Source organism: Rhizobium sp. WSM409 (assembly GCF_057653825.1).
Map to the genome: position 1 here is coordinate 701175 of NZ_CM172794.1, position 23962 is coordinate 725136.

The following is a 23962-nucleotide window of genomic DNA, read 5'->3' on the forward strand; positions in this document are numbered from 1 at the left end:
TTTACTGACATGAAGGAGAGTGTTTGATGTCCATTATGCATTCTAACTCTTTCGATATCCGGCAGCTTGAAGCCTTCGCAGCGGTGATGTCCGCCGGCAGCGTGACCGGGGCGGCGCGACTGCTCGGCCGGTCGCAGCCGGCGGTCACAAGGCTGATCCAGGATCTGGAAGCCGATATCGGTTATGCGCTTTTGCATCGAAGCGGCCCGCGCATCAGCCCGACCGCGCGCGGTCTGCTGTTTCACGCCGAAGTGGAACGCCATCTCGCGAGCCTCGCCCACATCCGCGAGCGGGCGAATGCCATCGGTCTCGATGAGCCGCCGTCGTTGACGATCGCCGCCACGCCTTCACTTGCGGCCGGCGTTCTGCCGCAGGCGATCGCGGCCGTCGCGCCGGACTTGATACCGCGTCATCTCCATGTGCAGGCGCTGGCGGCCGAGAATGTCGTGCAGGCCGTGCTCGCCCGCTCGGCCGACTTCGGGATCTCAAGCCTGCCGCTGGAACATCCCGGCCTAGACGTGCACTGGATTGCCGAAGCGTCGTGTGTCGTCGCTCTCGCCGCCAACGATCCGCTCGCCAACGATGACGTGGTGCGTCTCTCCGATCTCGCCGAGCGCCGCATCATCACGCTCGCTAATCCTTACCGCCTGCGGCACCGCATCGACGAGGCCCTGGAGCGGGCGGGTGTGGCGCCGCAACGGATGATCGACGTCAACGCCTCGCTGACGGCCCTGACGATGGTCCGGGCCGGACTGGGTGTCGCCATCGTCGAGCCGGCGACGGTCTGCGGCGTTCCGCTCGAGGGGATCGTGATGCGCGTCCTCGACCACACCATCCCCTTCCTGTTCGGCGCCATCTCGCCTGCCGCGATGCCGCTGACCCCGACAGTTGCCGCCGTGATCGATGCGGCGCGCGCCGTGGCGCTCGCGATGCCCGGTTGCCGGCTGCATGACGCAGGCGGCGTCGAAGCATTGGCCGACACCGTCTACGGCGGCAGCCCGATGACCGAGGACGTGCCGTCATGAGCGACCTCTCGACGTTTCCGAACAGTCTTGAAGCGCTCGAGGCACGCCTGCGCCAGGACCTTGCCTGGCTGGAGCTGCCGGCCAAGTCATGGGTTCCGCCCCGCATCGTCGATGGCCATGGGGTCGTCGACGTTGTGATCATCGGTGCGGGCATGGCCGGGCTCGTGGCTTCCGCCATGCTGAAGCGGCTCGGCGTCGCCAACCACATCCTTCTCGACAAGGCGCCTGCAGGAAGCGAGGGGCCGTGGGTCACCTTCGCCAGGATGCGGACCCTTCGCTCCCCCAAGCAACTGACCGGGCCGGCAATGGGCCTGCCGGCCCTGACGTTTCGCGCCTACTACGAGGCGCGTCATGGCCGCGATGCCTGGACCGCGCTCGACCGGGCGCCGCGTCAGACATGGATGGATTACCTGGTCTGGTACCGGCGCGTGCTTGACCTGCCGGTACGCAATGGGGTCGCCGTCGATGCCATTCGTCCGCGCGCCGACGGCCTGCTCGATGTCGTCTGCCGTCATGATGGCCGGTCCGAAACGAAGATCGCGCGCCATGTGGTGCTGGCAACGGGCCGCGACGGTCTCGGCGGTCCCTTCGTACCGTCGATCGCCCACGGCATCGAGCGCAAGTTCTGGGCCCATACCGCCGACCCTATCGATTTCGCCGCATTGCGCGGCAAGCGGGTCGGCGTCGTCGGAGCTGGCGCCTCGGCGATGGACAACGCCGCCACCGCGCTCGAGGCAGGTGCCGCCCGGCTTGACATGTTCGTGCGCAGGACCGACCTGCCACGGATCAACAAGTTCACCGGCATCGGCAGCCAGGGCGTGGTGCATGGCTTCGCCGGTCTGCCGGATGACTGGAAGTGGCGCTTTCTCGACTACGCCATGCGCTCGCAGACGCCGCCTCCGCGCCCGAGCGTCTTGCGTGTCAGCGCATTCCCGCAGGCCCATCTTCATCTCGGAAGCCCGATCGATCGATTGCAGCAGCAAGGCGACCATACCGTTGTGACGACGCCGAAAGGCAGCTATCCCGTCGATTTCCTGATCTTCGGCACCGGCTTCAGGGTCGACCTGAAGAACCGGCCGGAACTCGCCGCCGTCGCATCCCATATCGGCCTCTGGCGCGACCGCTTTCCTGTGCCCGCGGACATGCGAAACGACGAGCTTGAAACCTCGCCCGACCTCGGAGAGGCGTTCGAGTTCCTCGAGGCCGAGCCCGGCGCTTGCCCGGCGCTGGCCCGCATTCACTGCTTCAACTTCCCGGCCACGCTCAGCCACGGCAAGCTCACGGGCGATATTCCCGCCATCAGCGAAGGTGCCGACCGGCTCGCGCGCGGCATCGTCAGGGCGCTGTTCGTCGCCGACCGCGAGCGTCATTTCGCCGATCTCCAGGCCTTCGATACGCCCGAGCTGCTCGGAGACGAGTGGGCCGACGACGAGACCGCGACGTTTTCCGACCTATCTGCCGAAAGGACACCGACCCGAAATGCTTGAGATCAAAAACCTAAAGCTGTCCTACGGAAACACCCAGGTCCTCAACGGCGTCGATCTCTCGGTGAACCGCGGCGACGTGGTGTCGATCATCGGCCCCAGCGGCACCGGCAAGACGACGTTGCTGAAGTGCATCAACTATCTGGCCAAGCCGGCCTCCGGCACGATCGCCTTCGATCAGGTCAGGATGGACTACCAGAAACCGGACAACACTGCGGTCCAGGCGATCCGGCTGCGGACGGCGATGGTCTTCCAGCAGTTCAACGTCTTCAAGAACATGACCGTCATTCAGAACGTGATGGATCCGCTCGTGGTCGTGCAACGCAAGTCGAAGGACGCGGCGCGTTCGATCGCCTTGCAGGAGCTTGAGCGGGTCGGCCTTTCGAACAAGATCGACAGCTACCCGTCCCAGCTTTCCGGCGGCCAGCTGCAGCGGACCGGCATTGCGCGTGCGCTGGCCGTGAAGCCGGATGTCATGCTCTTCGACGAACCGACGTCGTCGCTCGACCCCGAACTCGTCGGCGAGGTTTTGAAGGTGATCAGGGACGTCACGTCGTCCGGCATCACCTCGCTCCTCGTCACCCACGAGATGCAGTTCGCAAAGAACATCTCGAACCGCATCGTCTTCATGGATCGGGGCGTCGTCGCCGCTCAAGGCAGCCCTGCCGAGATCTTCGACACGCCCTCCAACCCGCGCCTTGCCCAGTTCCTGAATTCCGAACACTCCATCCAGTAAAGAAAGGATGCCTGACATGTCTTCCATCAAGTCGACTTCCCGCCGCACCTTCGGCCTCGCTGTCGCCGGCGTTGCCTTTGCCCTCGCAACCGCGGGCCTATCGCATGCCGAGGACGTGCGCACCATCAAGATCGCGACGGCTGCCGAATCCAAGCCGCTCTCCTGGGGTGCCATCGGCGTCGAGCCGCAGGGTTACGAGCCCGACGTCCTGAAGGCGATCAACGCCAAGCTGCCCCAGTACAAATTCGTCATGGAGGGTGCTGCCGACATCGCTCAGGAGACCGGCCTCGCCACCGGCAAGTACGACATCGCGACCGGCGGCTACTACCGGGCGCCCGCTCGCGAAAAGCAGTTCCTCCTTCCGGAGAGCCCGATCGGCGCCAGCCTGATCAAGATCTACAGCCGCAAGGACAGCGGCATCAACGAAATGAAGGATCTCGTCGGCAAGAAGATCGTGCCCGTGACGGCCGGCGGCGGCATCTACAAGTTCGCCACTGCCTGGCAGGAAAAGAACCCCGACTTTAAAATCGAGATCACCGCATCCAGCGCCGGCATTCCCTATCCGGATCGCCTGAAAGAGGTCGAGAACGGCAAATACGACGCGCTGGTTCTGCCGTCGAACCTCGGCGAGCAGACGGTCATCGACCAGCAGAAGCTCGACGTCAAGGCGAGCGAGCCGGTCGCGATCAACAACACCTTCGTCCTGATCCATCGCTCCGAGGAGAACAAGGCGCTCTCCGCAGACATCGACAAGGCTCTGAAGGAGCTCAAGGCCGACGGCACGCTGGCCAAGCTCTCGCAGAAATGGTTCGGCGAGGACATCACCACCTACATGAAGTAACGCCGGCCAACGATACCGGCGATCAGGCCCAAGACGTAAACAAGGAGTGTTCCGAAGTGGACCTATCCATCATGATCCCCGAGCTGCTCAAGGCGCTGCCGCTGACGCTTGCGATCACGTTCACGGCCATGATCGCCGGCTTCCTGCTGGCCCTGATAACGACGACGTTCCGGGTGCGCAGGATACCGATTGTCAGCCAGCTGGCCGACCTCTACGTCTCCTATGCCCGGAGCGTCCCCGTCGTGCTCCAGTTGTTCGTTGCCTTCTACGGGCTGCCGCTGGTCGTCGCTTTGTTCGAGGTCGAGGACTTCGTGTCCCCGAACGTCGCGGCGATCGTCGGTCTCAGCCTCTACCATGGAGGCTATCTTTCCGAGGTTCTGCGGCCAGCCTACCTCGCCGTGGAACGCGGCCAGCACGACGCCGCCGACAGCCTCGGATACACCTTCCTTCAGAAGATCCTTCGGGTCGTCGGACCCCAGGCGGTGCACATCGCCCTGCCAGGTTACGGCAACTCGATCATCTACCTCATCCACAACGTCGCACTCGTCATGTACATCGGCGCCGCTGATGTCATGGCGACCGCCCATCTGGTCATGGAGCGTGACTACAACCAGTACCAGTTCGAGACCTACCTTGTGCTGGCGGTGATCTATTCGCTGCTATGCCTCGTGGCATGGATCGTCGTGCGCTTTTTCGAAACGCGAAACGCAAAGTTTACGCCCAATACCGCACCGGCCAAGGCCACGATGATGGCAAGCGTCTGATCGAATAGGAGGTCATCACATGTTCGATTCCGAAGTCCTTCTTCCCGATCTCTGGGACATCCTCGGCGCGGTCCCGGTGACGCTCGCCATGGCGCTTGGCATCTTCGTCTTCTCTACGATCGTCGGCAGCCTTTTCGCGATGGTGGAATATCGGCGAGTCCCGCTGCTTCGGGAACTGGTCGTCGCCTACAAGGTCGTCTTCAAGGGCGTTCCGATGGTCATCGTGATCTTCCTCGCCTATTACGGCCTGCCGCCGACGCTGCAGTTTCTGACCTCGCTCGTCGGCATCGACTATAATGGTCACTCGACGCCGAACTGGATCACGCTGATCGTCGCCCTGACCGCCTGCGTCGCGGCGTTCCAGGCGGAAGTCGTCAAGGGCGCCCTCAACTCCTTCGACAACGGTCAGGCCGATGCGGCCTATTCCCTGGGCTACAAGCGCAGCCAGGTGTTCCGCCGGGTCATGCTGCCTCAGGTCATCGTCGCGGCCATCCCGGATCTTGCCAACTCGATCATGGTGATCATGAAGGCGCTGTCGCTGGGATTTGCAATCGAGGTCGTCGACATCTTCGCGCAGTCACAGCTGACCGCGGCGCTGAACTTCTACTATCTCGAAGCCTTCCTGATCGCGGTCGTCATCTACATGGTGATCGCCTATATCGTCACCTACGCCGCCGACCGGATGGAACGGGCTCTGAGGGTATGGGCCTAAAGCGCGTCGGGCGCTTTCTTTGATCGATGATATTCCAGATCACCAGATTTACGCGTTGCATAGCGCTGGTTGGCTGGTTGAAGGCGGGATAGCCGATGCGAGTTTGGATGGCCAGGCCGCAAACTCTTAGTTCGGGATGGCAGCAAAGCTGTCAGGACCTGAAACCCAATGAAGCTGGTCTAAGAAGGTCCTAAGCCTGTGAACAGCTCGTTCTGGCGTTTCCGTCCGCGTCCATTGCCGGCGTTCCACATTCGTATCGATATAGCGAAACTCTATCAGGCCCGATGATTGCGCTGAAATCCGAAGGTAGGCCACTGAGGGAGGGGCATGGTCGGTTTGTTGGACGCATAGATCAGCCATGGATGTCCATCCGAACAGCGCATCCCGAAGCGAACTTCGAGCGATGAAATCGGCAAGTTGCTCAATGCCTTGCAAGGCTGACGAGAATTTTTCGTCTTCCGAACGTCCTCGCGCGTTGCGAATATGGTCAACAAGTAGGGGCCATGGCCTGATCATGCGTCAAGTCTGGCTCAGCAGCATATGGCTGTCAAATGGATGCACGCACGCGATCATCTCATGTCGAATGCTGCCCGTATTAGCCTGGCAATGAAACTGGAATTAGCTCCCGCCTCAATCTCGCCGCAATTGTTATAACATAACCGTAATGTTATTACATTGTAGGATGCGCCATGCCCCCGAGCCCCGACCGCCCCTCCGTCAGCCTGCTGGGACAGTCGGCTTTATCTAGGGTGATCGGCATGGCGCTGGTCATTGCGCTCCTCTGGTTGGCGATCCACTGGGCGGTTCTCTTGCCATGACGCCGCTGATCCGTCTGGAGAATCTGACCGTCGCCTATAACCGGCACCCCGCCATCCACCATGTCTCCGGCGCCTTTGCCTCGGGCAGCCTGACGGCGATTGCCGGGCCGAACGGGGCGGGCAAGTCGACGCTGTTGAAGGCGATCATGGGCGAGCTTCGTCCCGCCGAAGGCAGGGTCGAGCATCGGCTGGGGCGGGCGGAATTCGGTTATCTCCCGCAGGCGGCCGAGATCGACCGGCGCTTTCCGATCTCGGTGATCGACACCGTCATGTTCGGCGCCTGGAAGAAGACGGGCGCCTTCGGCCGCATCGCGCCCGCCGAGGTGAAGAGGGCAGGCGAGGCGCTCTCTGCCGTCGGCCTCGACGGCTTCGGCCGCCGTCATGTCGGCTCGCTCTCGGCTGGCCAGTTCCAGCGTGTGCTCTTTGCCCGCCTGCTGCTGCAGGATGCCGGCATCATCCTGCTCGACGAGCCGTTTACGGCAATCGATGCCCGCACGACCAGGGACCTCGTCGATATCGTCACCCGCTGGCATGGCGAAGGCCGCACGGTGATCGCCGTGCTCCACGATTTCGAGCTGGTTCGCGCCCATTTCCCGCAAACGCTGCTGCTCGCCCGCGAACTGGTCGGCTGGGGTGCGACCGCAGACGTCATGTCCTCCGTCAATCTCCTGAAGGCCCGCGCCATGGCCGAGCGCTGGGATGAGGATGCGAATGCCTGCGCACCGGAAGAGGCGCCGGCAGCATGACGGCTTACGATCTCTTCCTGGCGCCCTTTGCCGATTACGGTTTCATGCGCCGCGCGCTCGTCGCCTGCCTCTGCCTCGGGCTCGGCTCCGGACCGATCGGCGTTTTCCTGATGCTGCGGCGCATGAGCCTGATGGGGGATGCGATGAGCCATGCCGTGCTGCCGGGGGCGGCGATCGGTTACCTCGTCGCCGGCTCGCTGTCGCTGACGGCGATGGGCCTCGGCGGCCTCATCGCCGGCCTGTCGGTGGCGCTGCTGTCCGGCGCCGTCAGCCGCATGACCGTGCTGCAGGAGGATGCGAGCTTTGCCAGCTTCTATCTCGCCTCGCTGGCGCTCGGCGTGCTGATCGTCTCGCTGCGCGGCTCGAATATCGATCTGCTGCATGTGCTCTTCGGCACCATCCTGGCGATCGATGCTCCCGCTCTTTATCTGATCGGCGCGATCACCTCGCTGACCCTCGTCATCCTCGCCTTCATCTACCGGCCGCTGGTGGCCGAATGTTTCGATCCGGGTTTTCTGCGCGCCGTCGGCGGGCGCGGGCCGGTCTATCACGTGCTCTTCCTGCTGCTCGTGGTGCTGAACCTCGTCGCCAGCTTCCAGGCGCTCGGCACGCTGATGGCAGTCGGCCTGATGATGCTGCCGGCAGCCGTCGCCCAGCTCTGGTCGCGCAGTCTGCCTGTCATGATGGTGATAGCAGCCGCAAGTGCTGCCGCCTCCGGCTATCTCGGCCTGATCGCCTCCTACCATCTCGAGCTTGCCTCCGGCCCGACGATCATCATGACGGCGGCGTTGCTCTACGGCTTTTCCATTCTTTTCGCGCCCTCCGGCCTGGCCCGGCGCTTCTTTCCCCGCCCGCATTTGAAGGGCTGATCCCCAAGGAGACTTCGATGACACCGCACAGACTGCTTCTCTCCGCAGCAATCCCCGCTTTGATGGCGCTGTCGGCCGTGCCCGCCTCCGCCGAAACACTGAAGGTGGTGGCGTCCTTCACCGTGCTTGCCGATGTCGTCAAACAGGTCGGCGGCGAGCACGTCAAGGTAACGAGCCTCGTCGGGCCGAACGGCGATCCCCACGAATTCGAGCCGTCGCCGGCCGACGCGAAGAATTTGAACGCGGCGCAGGTTACCTTCGTCAGCGGCGAGGGGCTGGAAGGCTGGATGGACCGGCTGATCACCGCCTCGGGCTATAAGGGCAAGCCGGTCACCGTTTCCGAAGGCATCAACACCCGCACCATGGAAGAGGACGGCGAAAAAATCACCGATCCGCATGTCTGGAACAGCCCCGTCAACGTCAAGATCTGGGTCGCCAATATCGAAAAGGCGCTGTCATCGGCCGATCCCACGGACGCCGCCGCCTTCAAGGCCAATGCCGAGAAGTACACCAGGAGGCTGGATGAATTGAACGCTTATGCCCATGCGAAATTCGACAAGGTGGCCGACGATCGCCGCAAAGTGCTGACGAGCCATGATGCTTTCGGCTATTTCGGCCGCGAATATAATGTCAGCTTCCTCGCCCCGCTTGGTCTGTCCACAGAAAGCGAGGCATCGGCCGCCGACGTCGCCAAGCTGATCGAACAGATCAAGGGCGAGCATGTGAAGGCCTATTTCTTCGAGAATTCCAACGATCCGCGCCTGGTCAAGCAGGTCGCCAAGGCAACCGGTGCCGAGCCGGGCGGCGAGCTCTATGTCGAATCGCTGTCCGACGCCAAGGGGCCGGCGCCGACTTATGAGAAGATGTTCAAGTACAATGTCGACCAGCTCGCCGCCGCCATGGCGAAATCGAGCTGAGCTGGAGCTATTCCAGGCAAAGCGCGAAGCGGTTTTGCCGAGAAATGCGCAAAAACAAAAAGTCAGAGCGGTTCTGCGCTTACATGAAAAGCTGAACCGCTCTAGCGAGCGATCAGGCTGCAGCCCGGTGCTCGTCACGGGCTGCGGTCCACACCTCGCGCGCCGCATCGGCATTGATGATCGCGATGCCGACTCCGACGATCAGATCGGGCCACGCCGACCTCCAGAAAAACGCGGTGATCGATCCGGCGCCGACGATGGCGATATTCGCGACCGCGTCGTTGCGGGCAGACAAGAAGGCCGCTTTCGTCAGGCTTCCACCGTCATGACGAAAGCGGGCGAGCAGCAATGCACAACTCAGATTGACGACGAGGGCGCCGAGGCCAGTCAAGGACAGCGCAAAGGGCTCCGGTGCGACGGGCACGGTGAACTTCTGCCAAGCGGTCCAGATCGTTGCGATTGCCGGTGCCAGCAGAATTGCAGCGAGCGCCATGCCTACGCGTGCCCGGGAGCGAGCCGCCCAACCGAGCGCCATCAGGATCAGGAGATTGACCGAGGCGTCTTCGAGGAAATCGACCGAGTCCGCAAACAGTGAGACCGACCCGATCGAAAGGGCGACGGCGAACTCGACCCCGAAATAGCCGAGGTTTGCGAGCGCGACGGTCGTGACTGCGCGGCGGAGAGTGGAGCTATGCATGTCCCTTTCAGCCTTTTCGATAAACCCGCCGCCATCGCCGAGGCTGATCCCGTTTTAGCGCGGCCGGCCAACAGCCCTCACAAATTGAGGTCGAAGACCAGGATGCCGGCAAGGCCTCCATCCGTCGACGAGACGATGCGCTCGCCCACAGTCACATGCTCGGGATGGATGAGATAGGCGTCGCGGGCCTCGGCGCTTTCGAAGGTCACGGCAAAACCGTCGACGAAGCCGCCATGCAAACCCTCCGGCGAAACATTCGGCCCGTATTTGATATCCAATATGCCGGGAATGAGCTGTTTCAGGGCGACGATCGCCGCAAACAGCGACTGCTTGTCGTCCGCCGTCACCGCGGTCTTCAGCCGCAGGAATACGCAGTGCAGGATCATCCGTGGTCCTCCCGATTTCCTTGGCCGATTTTCTTTGGCCCGATTTTCTTTGGGTGGAGAATAGCGACGAAAGCCGGGAGAGCAATGAGATTTATTTTCACGCGGGCGTTGCGCGAGCCGGGACCCGGGCAGATTACATCTGGTCGGTCTTGACCAGCGGCCGCTTGTAGATCTTCTGGACGAGATCGCTCGCCAGCGCGCGGGCTTCGTCTTTCTCAGCCGCCGTCATCGGCCGGCAGGTATTCCGGGTGTTTGAACTGTCGAGCACTGTCGTAGAACCGGAATTGGCGATGACGAGATGCCAGCTGCAGGAGGCGACCTTGTCGATGGCGACGGCACCATGGCAACCGGTGGAGAGGCAGAAGGCAACAGTCACCTGCGCCCCGTGGTCGCCTTTATAGGCCAGCCCGACGGCTTTCTTGATATCCGTGACCCATCGCTCGCATTGCGCCTGTTTTGGCCCCGGCTGGCAGCTCTTGGTGACCGGAGTGATGTCGCCGGCCTGAAGCGGCGAGACGCAAAAAACACCCATCGAGAGGGCGAGCAGAAACTTGAGCATGGGATTTTCCTTGTGCAAGGAATGAGTGGCGCACATCGCAAGCCGTTGGTCAATGGCCATCAAAAAAAGGAAGATGGCGCGCCCAACAAAGGTTGGCGCGCCACCGGGAAAATCCGAAATTGTGCAGATCCGACGCCGCCGCTAATCCAGAACGACCACGGCTTCGACCTCGAAAAGCATGGGGTCGATGGCAAGCTTGGGAACGGGAATCAGCGTCTGCGCCGGCAGTGCTGCGCCGAACATGTCCTTGACGTTGCTGGTCAACACCTCGAGCTTGGACATATCGTGATCGACCACGAAGACCGTCAGCTTGGCGACCTGATCCGGCCTTGCGCCGAGCGCATCGAGGGCGGTGCGCAAGTTCGCATAGGCCTGCTTCACCTGGACAGCGAAGTCGGGCGACAAGGCCCCCGTGCTGTCCTGGCCGCTCTGTCCCGAGATGTAGGCCAGCCGGCCTTGGCGCGGCACAATCACCGCCGTGCTGTAGCCATTCGGCGAGGGGTCATAGAGGTTTTTCGGATTGACGATGGTTAGCTTGAGATCGTCCTCATTGGCTGTCGCCGCGGTGGGAACGCTGATGGTCATGATGAGTCCTCCGATAATGAGATGCTTGATTGACATGATTTTCTCTCGGCTTCTCAGGACTGCGAGCGACGGACCCTCGCAGCCAGCAGGATGGAACCTGATCGCCATGCGATTGACTCGTACGGCGTACGATTAAATTGCATCGTACGCCGTACGAGTCAATCGGTCAGCATCGACATTCCCCGCATTGTCGGCTTAGATCGACGTCCGATCGGTGAGGAAGACGAATGGCAGCCAAACGCAGCGGTGCTGAGAGTAAAGGGTCTGGACGGAGAGGTGCGTCACCTCAGTCCGGGCAGGAGCCGCGCAGTGAGCCGCCTCTCTCGCTGGAGCGGATCGTGGCGACCGCAGTGGACCTGCTGGACGCCGAGGGCGTCGACGGATTGAAGATGCGTCGGCTGGCCGATCGCCTCGGCTCGGGCGCGATGAGCCTCTATTGGCATGTCGGCAACAAGGAGGAGGTCTTCGATCTGGCGCTGGATTCGGTGCTCGAATATCGCGGCCCGCCGGAAATCGTCGAGTCTCGAGACTGGCGCGGGGAAATCGTTCATATGCTCGAAGGCTGGCGCGCCAGCATGCTGCGCCATCCCTGGTCGGCCTCGCTGCTGGCGCGCCGGGCGCTCGGCCCGAACATCCTTATTCGCCTGGAACTGCTGAGCAAGACCTTGTCCGGAGCCGGTGTCACTGATGCGGATTTGAACGTCGCGATCTGGTCGCTCTGGAACTATGTGATCGGCGCGACCATCACCCGGGCGAACTTCGACCTCTCGGACCACGACAGGGCGGCCGCGCAGCAGCGCCTGACAGGTCTCAGCCAACACTACCCGACGATCGAGCGCTCTCGTCTGCTGCTGGATAATGATTGGGACGGCGCTTTCAGGAAGGGTCTCGACTTCCTGCTCGATGGCCTCGCTCCGCGACAGTGAACATTCGTCATTCCTGGACGAGACGGTGCCGGATTCTGCGCGCCGGCCGTGGGTGATCGCGGGTACTGCCGCGACACGGTTTCCCGGCTATTTCCGCAGGATTTTCTCCATCGCTTTCCCCTTGGCGAGTTCGTCGATCAATTTGTCCAGATAGCGGATTTCCCGCATCGTCTTTTCTTGGATGTCTTCCACGCGGACACCGCAGATCACGCCCGTAATCGACGATCGGGAGGGATTCATCCGAGGCGCTTGTGCAAAGAAATCCTCGAAGTTGGTCTTCGCAGCCAACTGATCGTCCAGGCTCTGCCGGCTATGCCCCGTCAGCCAACAGATGATGTCATCGACCTCCGTCTTCGTGCGCCCCTTCTTCTCTGCCTTGGCGACATAGTGGGGATAGACGCTCGCGACGCTGATGGAATAGATGCGATGCTTCGTCATCGAGTGCTTCTCAACGTTCCGGATATTTTCCGGCTTGAGATAGCTGATTTCAAGACCTCAACAAGTGGCCGATAATCGGCAGGCTTCTGCGGGCGCGAAGTAGATCAGTGCAAAGGCGGCATCTCTCCACCGCCGCGCGTCTTCGACCGGATTGCACCAACAACGGACATCGGCTCGGCTTGGGTAGACGACCGCTACGGGGCCGAAAGCCGTCGGTCGGCTTCCGGGCTCCGATTTTCGAATGCAGACCTTGAGCCTGGCGGGCGCGTGATCTGACGCGAAGTGGACGTTCTGTCGCCCTCGGCCGAACGCACGCGCCGGCGACCCCTTCGTAAGTCCGAAATCCTTGGTTTCAGTCCCATCATTTCAGCTATAAGGTGGAAGACATCGCCCAAGGGGATTCAAGGCCAATGCCCCCAGAGAAGAAGGACCGTTCGCCTGTTGCGCTGGAACAGCGCGACATAAGCGCCGACCAGCGCATGTTCTCACCTTCCGTTGCGCGAAATTCGGCGCCGATCGTCGCGGTCCTAAAACGTGTCCTTCCAACACGTGGCGCCGTGCTGGAGATTGGATGCGGGACCGGCGAGCACGCCGTGTGTTTTGCGGGAGCAATGCCCAACCTCACCTGGCAGCCGAGCGATCCGGATGCCGACGCCCGCACCAGCACGTCTAGCTGGATCAAATTCGCAGGGCTGAAGAATGTGCTGGCACCGCGGGATATTGATGTGTGCTCAGGACAATGGGGCGTCGAACAAACGGGGCATTTTGACGCCATCGTGTCGATCAATATGATCCATATCGCGCCATGGGCGGCAAGCTTAGGATTGTTCGCAGGAGCTGGCCGTTTGCTTCACGCTGGTGGGCTTCTTCTTCTTTACGGCCCATTCATGCGCGACGGGGCACACAACGCCCCCTCGAACGCTGCTTTCGACGCGGCTCTAAAGGAGCGCAACCCATCCTGGGGGGTGCGTGATATCGCTGATCTTGAACAAGTGGGTGAGGCCGCTGGACTTAATCTCCGCGAGACGATCGAGATGCCTACCAACAACACGTTGCTGGTCTTCTCCAGCGGTAGTGCCTGAACGACAAGCGGGCGCGAAAGAGACGTGGGCCCATAGCAGCATTCGGGCGGCCCTTTGCTGCCGTTCGAGGTCGATCCGAGGAACGTGCGGTATGTACTAGAGCGGTTCAGCTTTTAACGGAAGCGCAGAACCGCTCTATCCTTTTGTTTTTACGCAATTCCGGACGGAAAACCGCTTCGCACTTTTCCTGGAATTGCTCTAGAATGCGGCCGAAGGTGGAACGCGACAGACGCACTGCGAGGGGCGGTGTGATCGAACCGGAATTCGCGCGACCGAGTGCCAACGTTGTGCTCTTGGAAGGGGAGACGAGGACTATGCCGACACCAGAGCAACCCAGTCTAATAGTTCGACAGAAATCCCCACAGAACATCGAGTTTCCGTTTGCGTCGCTCTCCGATTGGCTGATCCCAACCGAGCTGTTCTTCGTGCGAAACCATTTCGCGTCGCCGGACCTCGATGCGCGAGACTGGAGATTGCGCATTGACGGGGCGGTGGAGCGGCCGATCGAACTTGACCTCGGCAGCATCAAGGCGATGCGGAGCACGACTTTCACCGCCGTCGTCGAGTGTGCAGGGAACGGCCGCGTCTACTATGAGCCGCCGAAGGAGGGGTTGCAGTGGCAGAACGGAGCCGTCGGCAATGCCGCGTGGACAGGTGTTCTTCTGCGCGAGATTTTGGAAATGGCGGGCGTTAAGCGAACCGCATGTGAGGTTCTGCTCGTAGGCGCAGACAGCGGCGTCGTCGACACGAACAAGAAAACGGCTTCTCCCGGCCCCATCGCTTTTGCGCGCAGTTTACCGCTTGAGAAGGCCATCGCTGACAGCACGATCCTTGCCTATTCGATGAACGAGGAGCCGTTGACGCGCGATCACGGCTACCCGCTGCGCGCGGTCGTGGGTGGCTGGTTCGGCATGGCTTGGGTCAAGTGGATCACGCATATCACGGTTGTGGAGCAACCCTTCCTTGGCTACTGGCAGGTGCGCGACTATTTCCGTTGGGAGCGCAACCTCGGGGAACCCAGGCTGGTCCCCCTTGCGGAGATGGAGGTCAAAGCGCAGATCGCGCGTCCCGTACAGGGGGCGCATCTCATCGCCGGCCAACCGTATCGGATTTTCGGAGCCGCCTGGAGCGGAGAGGCTGCTATCCGGCAGGTGCAGGTCTGCACCGGAGATGGCAGGGGCTGGCGCGAGGGGAGGCTCCTCGAAACAGAACGTCCCTTTGCATGGCGCTTGTGGGAGTACATGTGGACCCCTGAAGAAGTGGGGCGATATATACTGCGATGTCGCGCGGTCGATGGGGCGGGGTGCGTGCAGCCCGACCTCCAGCGTTCCGACTGCGAGAGCTACGCGGCCAATTGGATCGTTCCGGTGGAGGTTACGGTCGTTCCCGAGCCACAGACGTACGAGGAGGAATTCGTGATCTAATCACCGCATGGGGCGGAATGGCGGCTTGGCGCAACTTCGACCCGCGTTGTCACTCCGTCATGTCCGCTTTGCAGCAGCAGCGACGGGTGGCTCGATGACCATGATGAGGGCGCATTGCCGCCCGGCAGCATTGGCTCGGTCGGTGGTGTCTCTGACCGCATTTCTGCTAAAGCTCGGAAGCAAATTGCCCGCGATCACCAACTGCCGAAGTGTGAAGGGCGCAACGGGCTGACGGGCCTCTCGCTCATCAGGCCTCTTGCCTTGAAGGAGGAGCGCTAGGATGAGCACTGACCTGGATACCGTGCTGTCCTATGATGCGGTCGCGGCGGAGTACGCTGCGGAGGCCGCGGCGATGCCCGAATGGGTCGCGACAGAGATCGATGCGTTCGTGACCGAGCTGGGCGGCTCGGGCAGGGTGCTGGAGATCGGAAGCGGTGGCGGGCGAGATGCACTTGAGCTTGAGAAGCGGGGAATGAGCGTCCGGCGCACCGACATTGCAAACGGTTTCGTCGAACTGCTTCGCGAAAGTGGCTTCGAAGCCGACCTGTTGGACCCGCTGACCGATGACTTGGCCGACCCGCAGCGTCCCGGCACGCCGTATGACGGGATCTGGGCCTGTGCCTGCCTGATTCATGTCGCGCGCGAGGATTTCGGCACGGTGCTTGGACGGCTTGCCGAGGCGACCCGGACCGGTGGCCGATTGCACGCCTCGGTAAGAGAGGGCGAAGGCGAGGATGTGTCCACACATGGCAGTGCTGCAGTGCCCCGGCGCTACGTCGAGACGTACTGGCGCGAGTCTGCCCTGCGGTCCGCACTCACAGACGCCGGCTGGATCGTCAGCGAGCTACGTCGGTGCGTCGGAAAGCCCCATGATCGGTGGCTGAGTGTCCGGGCGAGTCGGGCGTGACGCACATAGAACTTGCGGGAATGGCCGGTTGTGGCGCGACTATGAACTCTAGGTGGTCACTGCCAGGCAGAGTGTCTTTTCACCAGATCGAAGTCCATGATAAGCGGCGCCTATGGGAATCAAGAACTATCTGATCGAAGGCGGTTCCGGCACTGGGAAAACGTCTGTCGCTACCGAACTGGAGCGGCGGGGCTACCATGTCGTCCATGGTGACCGGGTCTTGGCCTATGTCGGCGACCCCGAGACGGGCCAGGCACTCGCAGGACCACCCGAAGGCGCGGACCGCATCGTTTGGGGATACGCGCACTGGATCTGGCGTGTCGACAAGGTCCGCGCTATTGCTGCCGACACCACCCATCCTGCCACCTTCTTCTGTGGCGGCTCGCGCAATTTCCACAAATTCCTGGACCTGTTCGATAAGGTTTTCGTGCTCGACATAGACGTTGAGACCTTGAACCGACGATTGGATGGGCGGCCAAATGAGCCGGGCTTCGAGCCGGCCGAGCGGGCGCTGGTGCTCCGCTATCATCATACCCGGGAATATCTTCCCATCGGCATCAATATCGACACGACGGGTACTGTCCCAAGTGTCGTCGACGATATCCTCGCTCAACTCACCTGACGACCGATGAGGCCGGCCGCTCCGCTCAGGCCCGTTTCGTCAGCGGAAAGCGGTCGCGCAGCAGCCGCAGCACCGATTCCGAAGGGATCGGCGGGCCGAAAAGGTAGCTCTGGCCGTAGTTGCAGCCCATCTTGGCAAGCTCGATCGCATCCTCGTTGGATTCGATCCCCTCCGCCACCACCTTCATGTCGAGTTCGCGCGCCATTGATATCACCGACCGGAGCACGATCGCCTTCTTGTCGCTGCTGTCGCGCACCAAAGTCTTGTCGAGCTTGATCGTGTCGAAGGGGAAGCGGGTGAGATAGGCGAGCGACGAATAGCCGGTGCCGAAATCGTCGAGCGCCAGTCCGATGCCGGCTTCCTTCAGCTTCTGCAGCACCAGCCGGGCCTGTTCCGGATTTTCCATCACCATGGATTCCGTCAGTTCGAGCTTGAGGCGCGAGGGCTGGCAATGCGTCTTGGCGAGAACCGAACGCACGTCGTCATAGAGCTCGTTGTTGAGCAGCTGCACGCTCGACAGGTTGATCGAGACGAAGATCGGCAATTCGCCGGTCTGGTGCTGCCAGCTCATCAGATCGTTGGTCGCCTGTTCCAGTGCGAACATGCCGAGCGGGCCGATAAGATCGGAGGCCTCGGCGATCGGGATGAATTCGGACGGCGGGATATTGCCGCGTTTGGGATGTTCCCAGCGCATCAGCGCCTCGAAACCGGCGACCTCGACATCTTCCAGCCTTGCGATCGGCTGGTAGACCATCGACAATTCTTTGCGCTCGATGGCGCGGCGCAGATCCGTTTCGAGCTGCAGCCGGTCGGTGCCGAAGTCGCGGAAGGCCGGCTGGAACGGCTCGACACGGTTGCCGCCGGCTCGTTTTGCCCGGTACATCGCAAGCTCGGCGTCGCTGAGCAGGCCGGTGGCGCTCTCCTGCCGGTCGACCCAGGAGGCAAGCCCGACCGAGGCGGTCAGGATGATCTCGCGATTGGCGAAGTTGATCGGTACCATGATCGCCTTGCTGATCGCATCGGCAAAATCGGCGACCTTGGCCGGATTGTGCTCGGAAACCAGGATGAGGCCGAACTGGTCGCCGGCAAGCCGCGCCAGCGTGTCCTGCGGTTTCAAGAGGCGGCGTAGCCGCCGCGTCAGCGCGATGAGGATGTTGTCGCCGGCGGCAACGCCGAGCGAATCATTGACCAGCTTGTAGCGGTCGATATCGATCACCATCACCGTCGGCCGCAGCGTGTCGCCGCCCGGCGCCAGTGCCAACACCGACTGCAACCGGTCGAGGAAGACCTGCCGGTTCGGCAGGCCGGTCAGATTGTCGTGCAGCGCATCGTGCAGCAGCCGCTCGACGGAATTCTTCTGTTCGGTCACGTCGACGATCGTGCCGACGCAGCGGATGATTTCGCCGTTCGAGCCGAGCACCGGCCGGGCGCGGATCAGCAGCCAGTGGAAATGCCCGTCCTCGGCGCGGATGCGGAATTCGTGGTTCAGCCGCCCGCGGCGGTGTTCGAGCAGCACGTCGAGCGTAGCGCGGAAGCGGTCGCGGTCGTCGGGGTGCAGCCGCGGCAGCCAGTTGCGCGCCGCGCCATGCATGGCGCCCTGGGAAAGGCCGAGCTTGATCGAGACGTCGGGAATGGTGACGACGCGGTCGCGCGCCACGTCCCAATCCCAGACCATGTCGCCGGAGCCGGTCAGCGCCAGCGATTGCCGCTCGAGATCGGAAAACAGCCCCTGCTGGAAGGCGCCGCCGGCAAAAGCATGCTGCATGACGGTGAAGCCGATCAACAGCACGATCAGCACCAGGCCGCCGCCGAGTGCTGGCTGGATGATGTCGTTGTCGAGCCGTCCGGTGACCGTCAGCCACGCCCCAAACAGCCAGACGAGGATCAGCGCCCAGGCCGGCACCAAAAGGATGGCGCGGTCGTAGCGGTTGAAGCCGAGATAGATGATCAGCAGCAACCCCATCGTCGCCGTCAGCGCGAAGGAAAGCCTGGCAATGCCGGCGGCAATCGACGGATCGTAGATCGCCACGCCGAAGAGCAGGGCAAGGCCGAGCACCCAGGCAAGCGTGGCGTAACCCAGATGCGCATGCCAGCGGTTGAGGTTGAGATAGGTGAAGAGGAAGATGACGAAACTCGACGCCAGCGCCACCTCGGCGCAGGCGCGCCATATTCGCTGGTCGGCCGAGGCGACGCTGATCAGCTTGCCGAGAAAACCGAAATCGACGCAGATATAGCCGAGCACCGCCCAGGCGAGGGCTGCCGTCGCCGGCAGCATCGAGGTGCCCTTGACGACGAAGAGGATGGTCAGGAACACGGCAAGCAGGCCGGCAATGCCGAGCACGATGCCGCGATAGAGCGTGAAGGCGTTGATCGTGTCCTTGTAGGCGTTCGGTTCCCAGAGATAGATCTGCGGCAGTTCCGGCGTCGACAGTTCGGCGACGAAGGTGATGACGGCGCCGGGGTTCAGCGTGATGCGGAAGACGTCGGCCTCGTCGCTCGGCTGCCGGTCGAGCGCGAAGCCTTCGCTCGGCGTAATCGCGCTGATGCGCTGCGAGCCGAGATCCGGCCAGAACAGCTTGGAATTGACCAGACGGAAATGCGGCGCGACGATGACGCGCTCGAGCTGTTCTTCCGAGACATTGGCAAGCGCAAATACCGCCCAGTCGCCCTGATGGTTCTCCGAGCTTGCCCTGACCTCGATGCGGCGGCGGATGCCGTCGGCGCCGGCCGCCGTCGAAACCTGGAAGGCTTCGCCCTGGTTGGCGTAGATCTCCGTCGTTGCCGTCAGGTCGAGCGCAGTATCGTCACGGGAAATTTTTACAGGTTCGGCCGCCTGGGCAACACCCGCCACGAAGGCGAAGGCCGCCAGGAAAAGGGCTGCGATCACCGCGATCACTCGTCCGGACGGTGACTTGGGCAGCATGCGGTCTCTTGTCATCGGCTGTCGGTTATCCTGCCTTTATCCGTATCGGTGGCGAGACGTGAAAACATCACATGGTCATGCCACTGACCGTTGATCTTCAAATATCCGCGCAGATAGCCTTCCTGTTGAAACCCGGCTTTTTCAAGCAGACGGATGCTGCGCGCGTTATCTGGAATACAGGCTGCTTCGATACGGTGCAACTCAAGCCCGGCGAAGATGTAAGGAATAACCAATTGAAGGGCGGCGAACATATGCCCCTGGCCGGCGTGGCGTTCGCCCATCCAGTAGCCGATCATGCAGCTTTGTGCCGCACCCCTTCTGATGTAGCCGATGGTGACGCCGCCGACGAGCGTCATGTCACCTTTCAGGAAAATGAACAGCGGCACCGCCTGGCCCGAGGCGTATTCCTGCTTGCCGCGGACGACACGGGCGCGGTAGGCGCCCTCCGTCAACTCGTCGCGCCGCCAGGTCGGCTCCCAGGGTTCGAGGAACTTGCGGCTTTCGGCGCGCAGCCGGTGCCACTGGTTGAAATCCTGGTAGCGCGGCAGGCGCAGGAAATACCTGTCGTTCTCCAGCTCCACCGCTTCCGGCTGCCGCTGCAGGAACCGAAAAACCGATTTTGGCATCGATCACTCCCGGCAGGACGAACGTCGGCTCAGCGGCTTGCCTGCAGCGTCTTCGACGCCGGGACCGAAAGCGAGGCGGTGATATCTTCCATCGGTGCGAGCTGGTCCAATGGCCCGATCGCCGAAAGCGTCGGCACCGTGTCATAAAACAGCCGGCCGGCAAGGTCGGTCAGCCGCTCGACGGTGATGCCTTCCAGCCGCTCCATCATCTCCGGATTGGAGATCGGCCGGCCGTAGAGCATCATCTGCCTGGCGATCTGGCCGGCCCGGGCAGCCGGGCTTTCCGCACCCATCAGCAGCTGGGCGCGGATCTGGGCGCGGGCGCGCTCGATTTCCTTCTGGTGGATCGCATCGGCTGACTTGTGCAGCTCATCGATGATGACGGGCACCAGCTCCGGCAGGTTTTCGCCGCCGGTTGCGGCATGAATGCCGAAGATGCCGGTGTCGGAAAAACCCCAGTGGAAGGCATAGACCGAATAACAGAGGCCGCGGAACTCGCGCACCTCCTGGAAGAGCCTGGAGGACATGCCGCCGCCAAGGATATTGGCGAGGATCTGCGAGCAGTAGAAATCGCGGGCGTGGTAGGGCTTGCCTTCGAAACCGAGCAGGATCTGCGCGTCCATCAGGTCGCGTGGTTCGCGCACGCTGCCGCCGATATAACGCGCCGGTTCCATGACGGGCGGCGCCGAAGGGGCCGTCGGCAGGTTGGCGAAACGATCCTCGACCATGCGCAGGAATTCTTCATGCTCGACGGCGCCGGTGGCGACCACGAACATCCGGTCGGTCGTGTAGTTGCGGCTGAGATAGCCACGGATCTGCTGCGGCGTGAAGGAGACGACGGTCTCCGGCGTGCCGAGGATCGCCCGGCCAAGCGTCTGGTCGCGATAGGCGACCTCGGAGAACCGGTCGAACACCACGTCGTCGGGCGTGTCGTTGGCGGCGTTGATTTCCTGCAGGATCACCTGCTTCTCGCGCTCCAGCTCCTCTTCCTCGAAGGCCGATTCCGTCAGGATGTCGGCGAGGATATCGACGGCGAGCGGCACGTAGTCCTTGAGCACGCGGGCATAATAGGAGGTCGTCTCGGTCGAGGTCGCGGCATTGACTTCGCCGCCGACATCCTCGATCTCCTCGGCAATCTGGCGGGCCGTGCGGCGCGCCGTGCCCTTGAAGGCCATGTGTTCGAGCAGGTGAGCGATGCCGTGCTCGTTGTCCGTCTCGTTACGCGATCCCGATTTGATCCAGACTCCGAGCGCAACGCTTTCAAGATGCGGCATGGTCTCTGTGACTACTGTCAGCCCGGATTTTAGCCGGGTGCACTCAACTGTCATTGGCTATCTTTCTGCGCCTGCTGTCGTCTCGCCGCGGGCATGCTTGCCGATAAAAGTCTCAACGGCTTTCAGCTCCGGTTTGATGATCTGGAAACGCTCCTCCCTGTGCATCAGATCAGCAAGCCACGTCGGAAGCGCCGGGTCAATACCGCAGGCGGATTTTACAGCGGCGGGGAATTTCGCCGGATGCGCGGTCGAAAGCGTCACCATCGGCGTATTCGGCTTTTCTTTCTTGGCAGCGACGAAGACGCCGATCGCCGAATGCGGATCCAGCAGATAGCCGGTCTCGGCATGGGTCTTGCGAATCGTTTCGGCCACCTGCTTCTCGCTGGCACGCCCGGCGCGGAAGTCGCGGCGGATCGCCTTCAGCGCTTGGCTGCCGATCTCGAAGCCGTTGGATTGCTTGAGGCTTTCCATCGCCGCGCGCACCTTCGAGGCGTCGCGGTCACAGGCTTCGAACAGCAGCCGTTCGAAGTTCGACGAGATCTGGATGTCCATCGACGGCGAACTCGTCGCCTTGACCGCCTTCATGTCGTAGCGGCCGGTCTTCAGCGCCCGCGCCAGGATGTCGTTCTCGTTGGTGGCGATCACCAGCCGGTCGATCGGCAGGCCCATGCGCTTGGCGCAGTAGCCGGCGAAGATATCGCCGAAATTGCCGGTCGGCACCGTGAACGAGATCTTCCGGTCCGGCCCGCCGAGCGCCACCGATGCCGTGAAATAATAGACGATCTGGGCCATGATGCGCGCCCAGTTGATCGAGTTGACGCCTGATAGCCTGACCCGGTCGCGGAAAGCCACGTCGTTGAACATCGCCTTCACCAGGTTCTGGCAATCGTCGAAATTGCCCTCCACGGCAAGCGCATGCACGTTCGGTGACGACGAGGTCGTCATCTGCCGCTGCTGCACCGGCGAGACCTTACCGTGCGGGAAGAGGATGAAGATGTCGGTGCGCTCGCGGCCGGCAAAGGCGTCGATCGCAGCCCCGCCGGTGTCGCCCGAGGTAGCGCCGACGATCGTCGCCCGCTCGCCGCGTTTTTCCAGCGCATAGTCCATCAGCCGGGCGAGCAGCTGCATTGCCACGTCCTTGAACGCGAGCGTCGTGCCGTGGAAGAGCTCCATGACGAAGCTGTTCGGCCCGGTCTGGACGAGCGGCGCGATCGCCGGGTGGCGGAAGGTGCCGTAGGCCTCGTCGATCATCGCCCGGAACGTGTCGTCGGGGATCTCGCCATTGGTGAAGGGCGACAGGATGGTGAAGGCGATCTCCTGATAGGTCTTGCCCCTGAGCGCCCGGATCTCCTTCTTGGAAAAGCTCGGCCATTTCGAGGGAACGTAGAGCCCGCCATCGCGCGCCAGCCCGGTCAAAAGGGCGTCGCAAAAGCCGAGGGAAGGGGCCTCGCCGCGGGTCGAGATATAATCCACGTTCGTCATCCTTGATCTATCGCTGGAGGAAACCCGGCCGGCCGGCACCATGGCCCGCTCTGCCTGAAATCGGGCCGGAAATCGAAAAGGCGCCGCCCTGCCGGCAGGGCTTTGCTCGTATGCTTTTGAAGTTGCCCGCATCCGGCGTCGAAAAGTGCATCAAAACGGCGCTTACCCAATCGATTTTTGTTTGCGCCGCTGATATAGACCATCGCAAACCGTCATGAAAGGCCCTGCTGAAAAGACACGGGGCCTCCAAGAAACGCTTGTACAAGGGATGGAATATGGTGCTCGGCAAGGTCTCGCGTCTCATCGTCTCCGCATCTTTTCTTGCCCTGCTTACTGGTTGCAACTCGCTCGGCATAGGCGGCGACAGCAAGTCGTCGGCGCCGACCCAGCCGAACGGCACCGCCCAGATCATGCCGCTGGCGCCCGCCAACCCGTCCTCGAACAATCCTTCGATCGGCACCGCCACGACGGCGCAGGGCACGGTCGCCCCCGTCGTCCAGGGCGCCTGCCCACAGATCTTCATGCGTGACCAGGACGCGATCTTCCGCACCTATGCCAAGGGCAAGAAGGACGATCCGCAGCAGATCGTCTACCAGGCCTCCTTCGGCGATTACACTCGCCAATGCACGCTGAACGACTCGAACCTGACGATGACCATCGTCGCCCAGCTGCGCCTGATCACCGGCCCGGCCGGCACGCCAGGCCCGCTGACGCTGCCGATCCGCATCTCCGTCGTCGACGGCGAGACGGTGCTCTATTCCGAGGTTACCAAATTCCCGACCGAAATCCCGGCGGGTGCTCCGGGCACGCAGGTCATCTTCCGCAAGGACGGCATCAAGATGCCGGTCGGCTCCGGCGCACTGGTGCGCGTCAATATCGGCTTCGATACCCTGCCGGCAAAGACCAAGAAGAGCAGCTAAGCAATTCCAGCGGCTGCTTCCGAGATACGGATGCACGACCTCCCTCATTCCTGTGCTCGTCACAGGAATCCAGCCACGGCGCGTCTGCGCTGTGAATGACTCTCATCGACGAAGCCTTTCTCTCGCGCCCAAGGACTTGGGCGCACTGGATCCCTGTGACGAGCACAGGGATGAGGAAGGAGAGGGCGTGCTCGCCTGA

At 62.3% G+C, this 23962-nt stretch carries 25 protein-coding genes; 16 read left to right on the forward strand and 9 right to left on the reverse strand.

Going from position 1 to position 23962, the window contains the following annotated elements; all coding sequences use genetic code 11:
• Positions 1-26: 26 nt before the first annotated feature.
• From AC25BC_RS03350 to AC25BC_RS03395, 10 genes are all read left to right on the forward strand, one after another.
• The gene (locus tag AC25BC_RS03350) at positions 27-1025 is read left to right on the forward strand and encodes a LysR family transcriptional regulator (protein WP_017993179.1); all 999 of its coding nucleotides are present in this window, start codon (positions 27-29) and stop codon (positions 1023-1025) included.
• Positions 1022-2512, forward strand: coding sequence for an NAD(P)-binding domain-containing protein (locus tag AC25BC_RS03355; RefSeq protein WP_128440078.1), 1491 nt, complete (start codon positions 1022-1024; stop codon positions 2510-2512). Before AC25BC_RS03350 ends, AC25BC_RS03355 begins: the two co-directional genes overlap by 4 nt.
• The gene (locus AC25BC_RS03360) at positions 2505-3245 is read left to right on the forward strand and encodes an amino acid ABC transporter ATP-binding protein (RefSeq protein ID WP_017993181.1); all 741 of its coding nucleotides are present in this window, start codon (positions 2505-2507) and stop codon (positions 3243-3245) included. Before AC25BC_RS03355 ends, AC25BC_RS03360 begins: the two co-directional genes overlap by 8 nt.
• Positions 3246-3261: 16 nt before the next feature.
• Positions 3262-4086 carry an amino acid ABC transporter substrate-binding protein gene (locus tag AC25BC_RS03365; protein WP_012756344.1) on the forward strand — a complete coding sequence of 275 codons (825 nt, stop codon included), beginning with the start codon at positions 3262-3264 and terminating at the stop codon, positions 4084-4086.
• 56 nt (positions 4087-4142) lie between these two features.
• Positions 4143-4850, forward strand: a complete 708-nt coding sequence (locus AC25BC_RS03370; RefSeq protein ID WP_017993182.1) for an amino acid ABC transporter permease — start codon at positions 4143-4145, stop codon at positions 4848-4850.
• A gap of 19 nt (positions 4851-4869) precedes the next feature.
• The gene (locus AC25BC_RS03375) at positions 4870-5562 is read left to right on the forward strand and encodes an amino acid ABC transporter permease (RefSeq protein WP_012756346.1); all 693 of its coding nucleotides are present in this window, start codon (positions 4870-4872) and stop codon (positions 5560-5562) included.
• Between the two features lie 689 nt (positions 5563-6251).
• Positions 6252-6380: a hypothetical protein gene (locus AC25BC_RS03380; protein WP_258719863.1), complete on the forward strand. Its 129-nt coding sequence runs from the start codon at positions 6252-6254 to the stop codon at positions 6378-6380.
• Positions 6377-7126: a metal ABC transporter ATP-binding protein gene (locus tag AC25BC_RS03385; RefSeq protein ID WP_128440080.1), complete on the forward strand. Its 750-nt coding sequence runs from the start codon at positions 6377-6379 to the stop codon at positions 7124-7126. The genes AC25BC_RS03380 and AC25BC_RS03385 overlap by 4 nt, the downstream gene beginning before the upstream one ends.
• Positions 7123-7995 carry a metal ABC transporter permease gene (locus AC25BC_RS03390; protein ID WP_128440081.1) on the forward strand — a complete coding sequence of 291 codons (873 nt, stop codon included), beginning with the start codon at positions 7123-7125 and terminating at the stop codon, positions 7993-7995. The genes AC25BC_RS03385 and AC25BC_RS03390 overlap by 4 nt, the downstream gene beginning before the upstream one ends.
• A gap of 17 nt (positions 7996-8012) precedes the next feature.
• Positions 8013-8912: a metal ABC transporter substrate-binding protein gene (locus tag AC25BC_RS03395; RefSeq protein ID WP_128440082.1), complete on the forward strand. Its 900-nt coding sequence runs from the start codon at positions 8013-8015 to the stop codon at positions 8910-8912.
• 112 nt (positions 8913-9024) lie between these two features.
• Here AC25BC_RS03395 and AC25BC_RS03400 read toward each other — a convergent pair whose 3' ends face one another.
• The 4 genes from AC25BC_RS03400 to AC25BC_RS03415 form a co-directional block, all read right to left on the reverse strand.
• Complete coding sequence (locus AC25BC_RS03400; RefSeq protein ID WP_128440083.1) at positions 9025-9609, reverse strand: cation efflux transmembrane domain-containing protein; 585 nt, start codon at positions 9607-9609, stop codon at positions 9025-9027.
• Positions 9610-9686: 77 nt separating this feature from the next.
• The gene (locus tag AC25BC_RS03405; protein ID WP_128440084.1) at positions 9687-9995 is read right to left on the reverse strand and encodes a Dabb family protein; all 309 of its coding nucleotides are present in this window, start codon (positions 9993-9995) and stop codon (positions 9687-9689) included.
• A gap of 133 nt (positions 9996-10128) precedes the next feature.
• Positions 10129-10554: a hypothetical protein gene (locus tag AC25BC_RS03410; protein ID WP_128440085.1), complete on the reverse strand. Its 426-nt coding sequence runs from the start codon at positions 10552-10554 to the stop codon at positions 10129-10131.
• A 141-nt stretch (positions 10555-10695) separates the two neighbouring features.
• Positions 10696-11175 carry a RidA family protein gene (locus tag AC25BC_RS03415; protein ID WP_128440086.1) on the reverse strand — a complete coding sequence of 160 codons (480 nt, stop codon included), beginning with the start codon at positions 11173-11175 and terminating at the stop codon, positions 10696-10698.
• A gap of 191 nt (positions 11176-11366) precedes the next feature.
• On the opposite strand from AC25BC_RS03415, the gene AC25BC_RS03420 reads away from it, so the two are divergent.
• The gene (locus AC25BC_RS03420) at positions 11367-12065 is read left to right on the forward strand and encodes a TetR/AcrR family transcriptional regulator (protein ID WP_128440087.1); all 699 of its coding nucleotides are present in this window, start codon (positions 11367-11369) and stop codon (positions 12063-12065) included.
• An 87-nt stretch (positions 12066-12152) separates the two neighbouring features.
• Here the strand turns inward: AC25BC_RS03420 and AC25BC_RS03425 are convergent, their stop codons facing one another.
• Entirely contained in the window at positions 12153-12503 is a 351-nt protein-coding gene (locus tag AC25BC_RS03425) for a DUF2200 domain-containing protein (RefSeq protein WP_128440088.1), read from the reverse strand.
• A 410-nt stretch (positions 12504-12913) separates the two neighbouring features.
• On the opposite strand from AC25BC_RS03425, the gene AC25BC_RS03430 reads away from it, so the two are divergent.
• The 4 genes from AC25BC_RS03430 (at position 12914) to AC25BC_RS03445 (ending at position 16538) form a co-directional block, all read left to right on the forward strand.
• Complete coding sequence (locus AC25BC_RS03430; protein ID WP_128440089.1) at positions 12914-13585, forward strand: DUF938 domain-containing protein; 672 nt, start codon at positions 12914-12916, stop codon at positions 13583-13585.
• 314 nt (positions 13586-13899) lie between these two features.
• Entirely contained in the window at positions 13900-15009 is a 1110-nt protein-coding gene (locus tag AC25BC_RS03435; RefSeq protein ID WP_281024028.1) for a sulfite oxidase, read from the forward strand.
• Positions 15010-15289: 280 nt separating this feature from the next.
• A complete protein-coding gene (locus AC25BC_RS03440) occupies positions 15290-15916 on the forward strand; it encodes a class I SAM-dependent methyltransferase (RefSeq protein ID WP_128440091.1) in 627 nt (208 codons plus the stop codon).
• Between the two features lie 112 nt (positions 15917-16028).
• Positions 16029-16538 (forward strand): DEAD/DEAH box helicase family protein, encoded by a 510-nt coding sequence (locus AC25BC_RS03445; RefSeq protein WP_128440092.1) that lies wholly within the window; start codon positions 16029-16031, stop codon positions 16536-16538.
• 25 nt (positions 16539-16563) lie between these two features.
• Here the strand turns inward: AC25BC_RS03445 and AC25BC_RS03450 are convergent, their stop codons facing one another.
• From AC25BC_RS03450 to thrC, 4 genes are read right to left on the reverse strand one after another with little or no spacing between them, the layout of a single operon-like run.
• Positions 16564-19476, reverse strand: coding sequence for a sensor domain-containing phosphodiesterase (locus AC25BC_RS03450; RefSeq protein WP_128440093.1), 2913 nt, complete (start codon positions 19474-19476; stop codon positions 16564-16566).
• The gene (locus AC25BC_RS03455; RefSeq protein WP_012756362.1) at positions 19473-20087 is read right to left on the reverse strand and encodes a GNAT family N-acetyltransferase; all 615 of its coding nucleotides are present in this window, start codon (positions 20085-20087) and stop codon (positions 19473-19475) included. The genes AC25BC_RS03450 and AC25BC_RS03455 overlap by 4 nt, the downstream gene beginning before the upstream one ends.
• Positions 20088-20116: 29 nt before the next feature.
• On the reverse strand, positions 20117-21415 hold the full coding sequence (locus tag AC25BC_RS03460; RefSeq protein ID WP_012756363.1) for a M16 family metallopeptidase: 1299 nt from the start codon (positions 21413-21415) through the stop codon (positions 20117-20119).
• A 3-nt stretch (positions 21416-21418) separates the two neighbouring features.
• Positions 21419-22843 carry a threonine synthase gene (gene thrC, locus AC25BC_RS03465; protein ID WP_128440094.1) on the reverse strand — a complete coding sequence of 475 codons (1425 nt, stop codon included), beginning with the start codon at positions 22841-22843 and terminating at the stop codon, positions 21419-21421.
• 275 nt (positions 22844-23118) lie between these two features.
• Here thrC and AC25BC_RS03470 point away from each other — a divergent pair, with 275 nt between their 5' ends.
• Complete coding sequence (locus AC25BC_RS03470; RefSeq protein ID WP_012756365.1) at positions 23119-23763, forward strand: hypothetical protein; 645 nt, start codon at positions 23119-23121, stop codon at positions 23761-23763.
• The last annotated feature ends 199 nt before the right edge of the window (positions 23764-23962 follow it).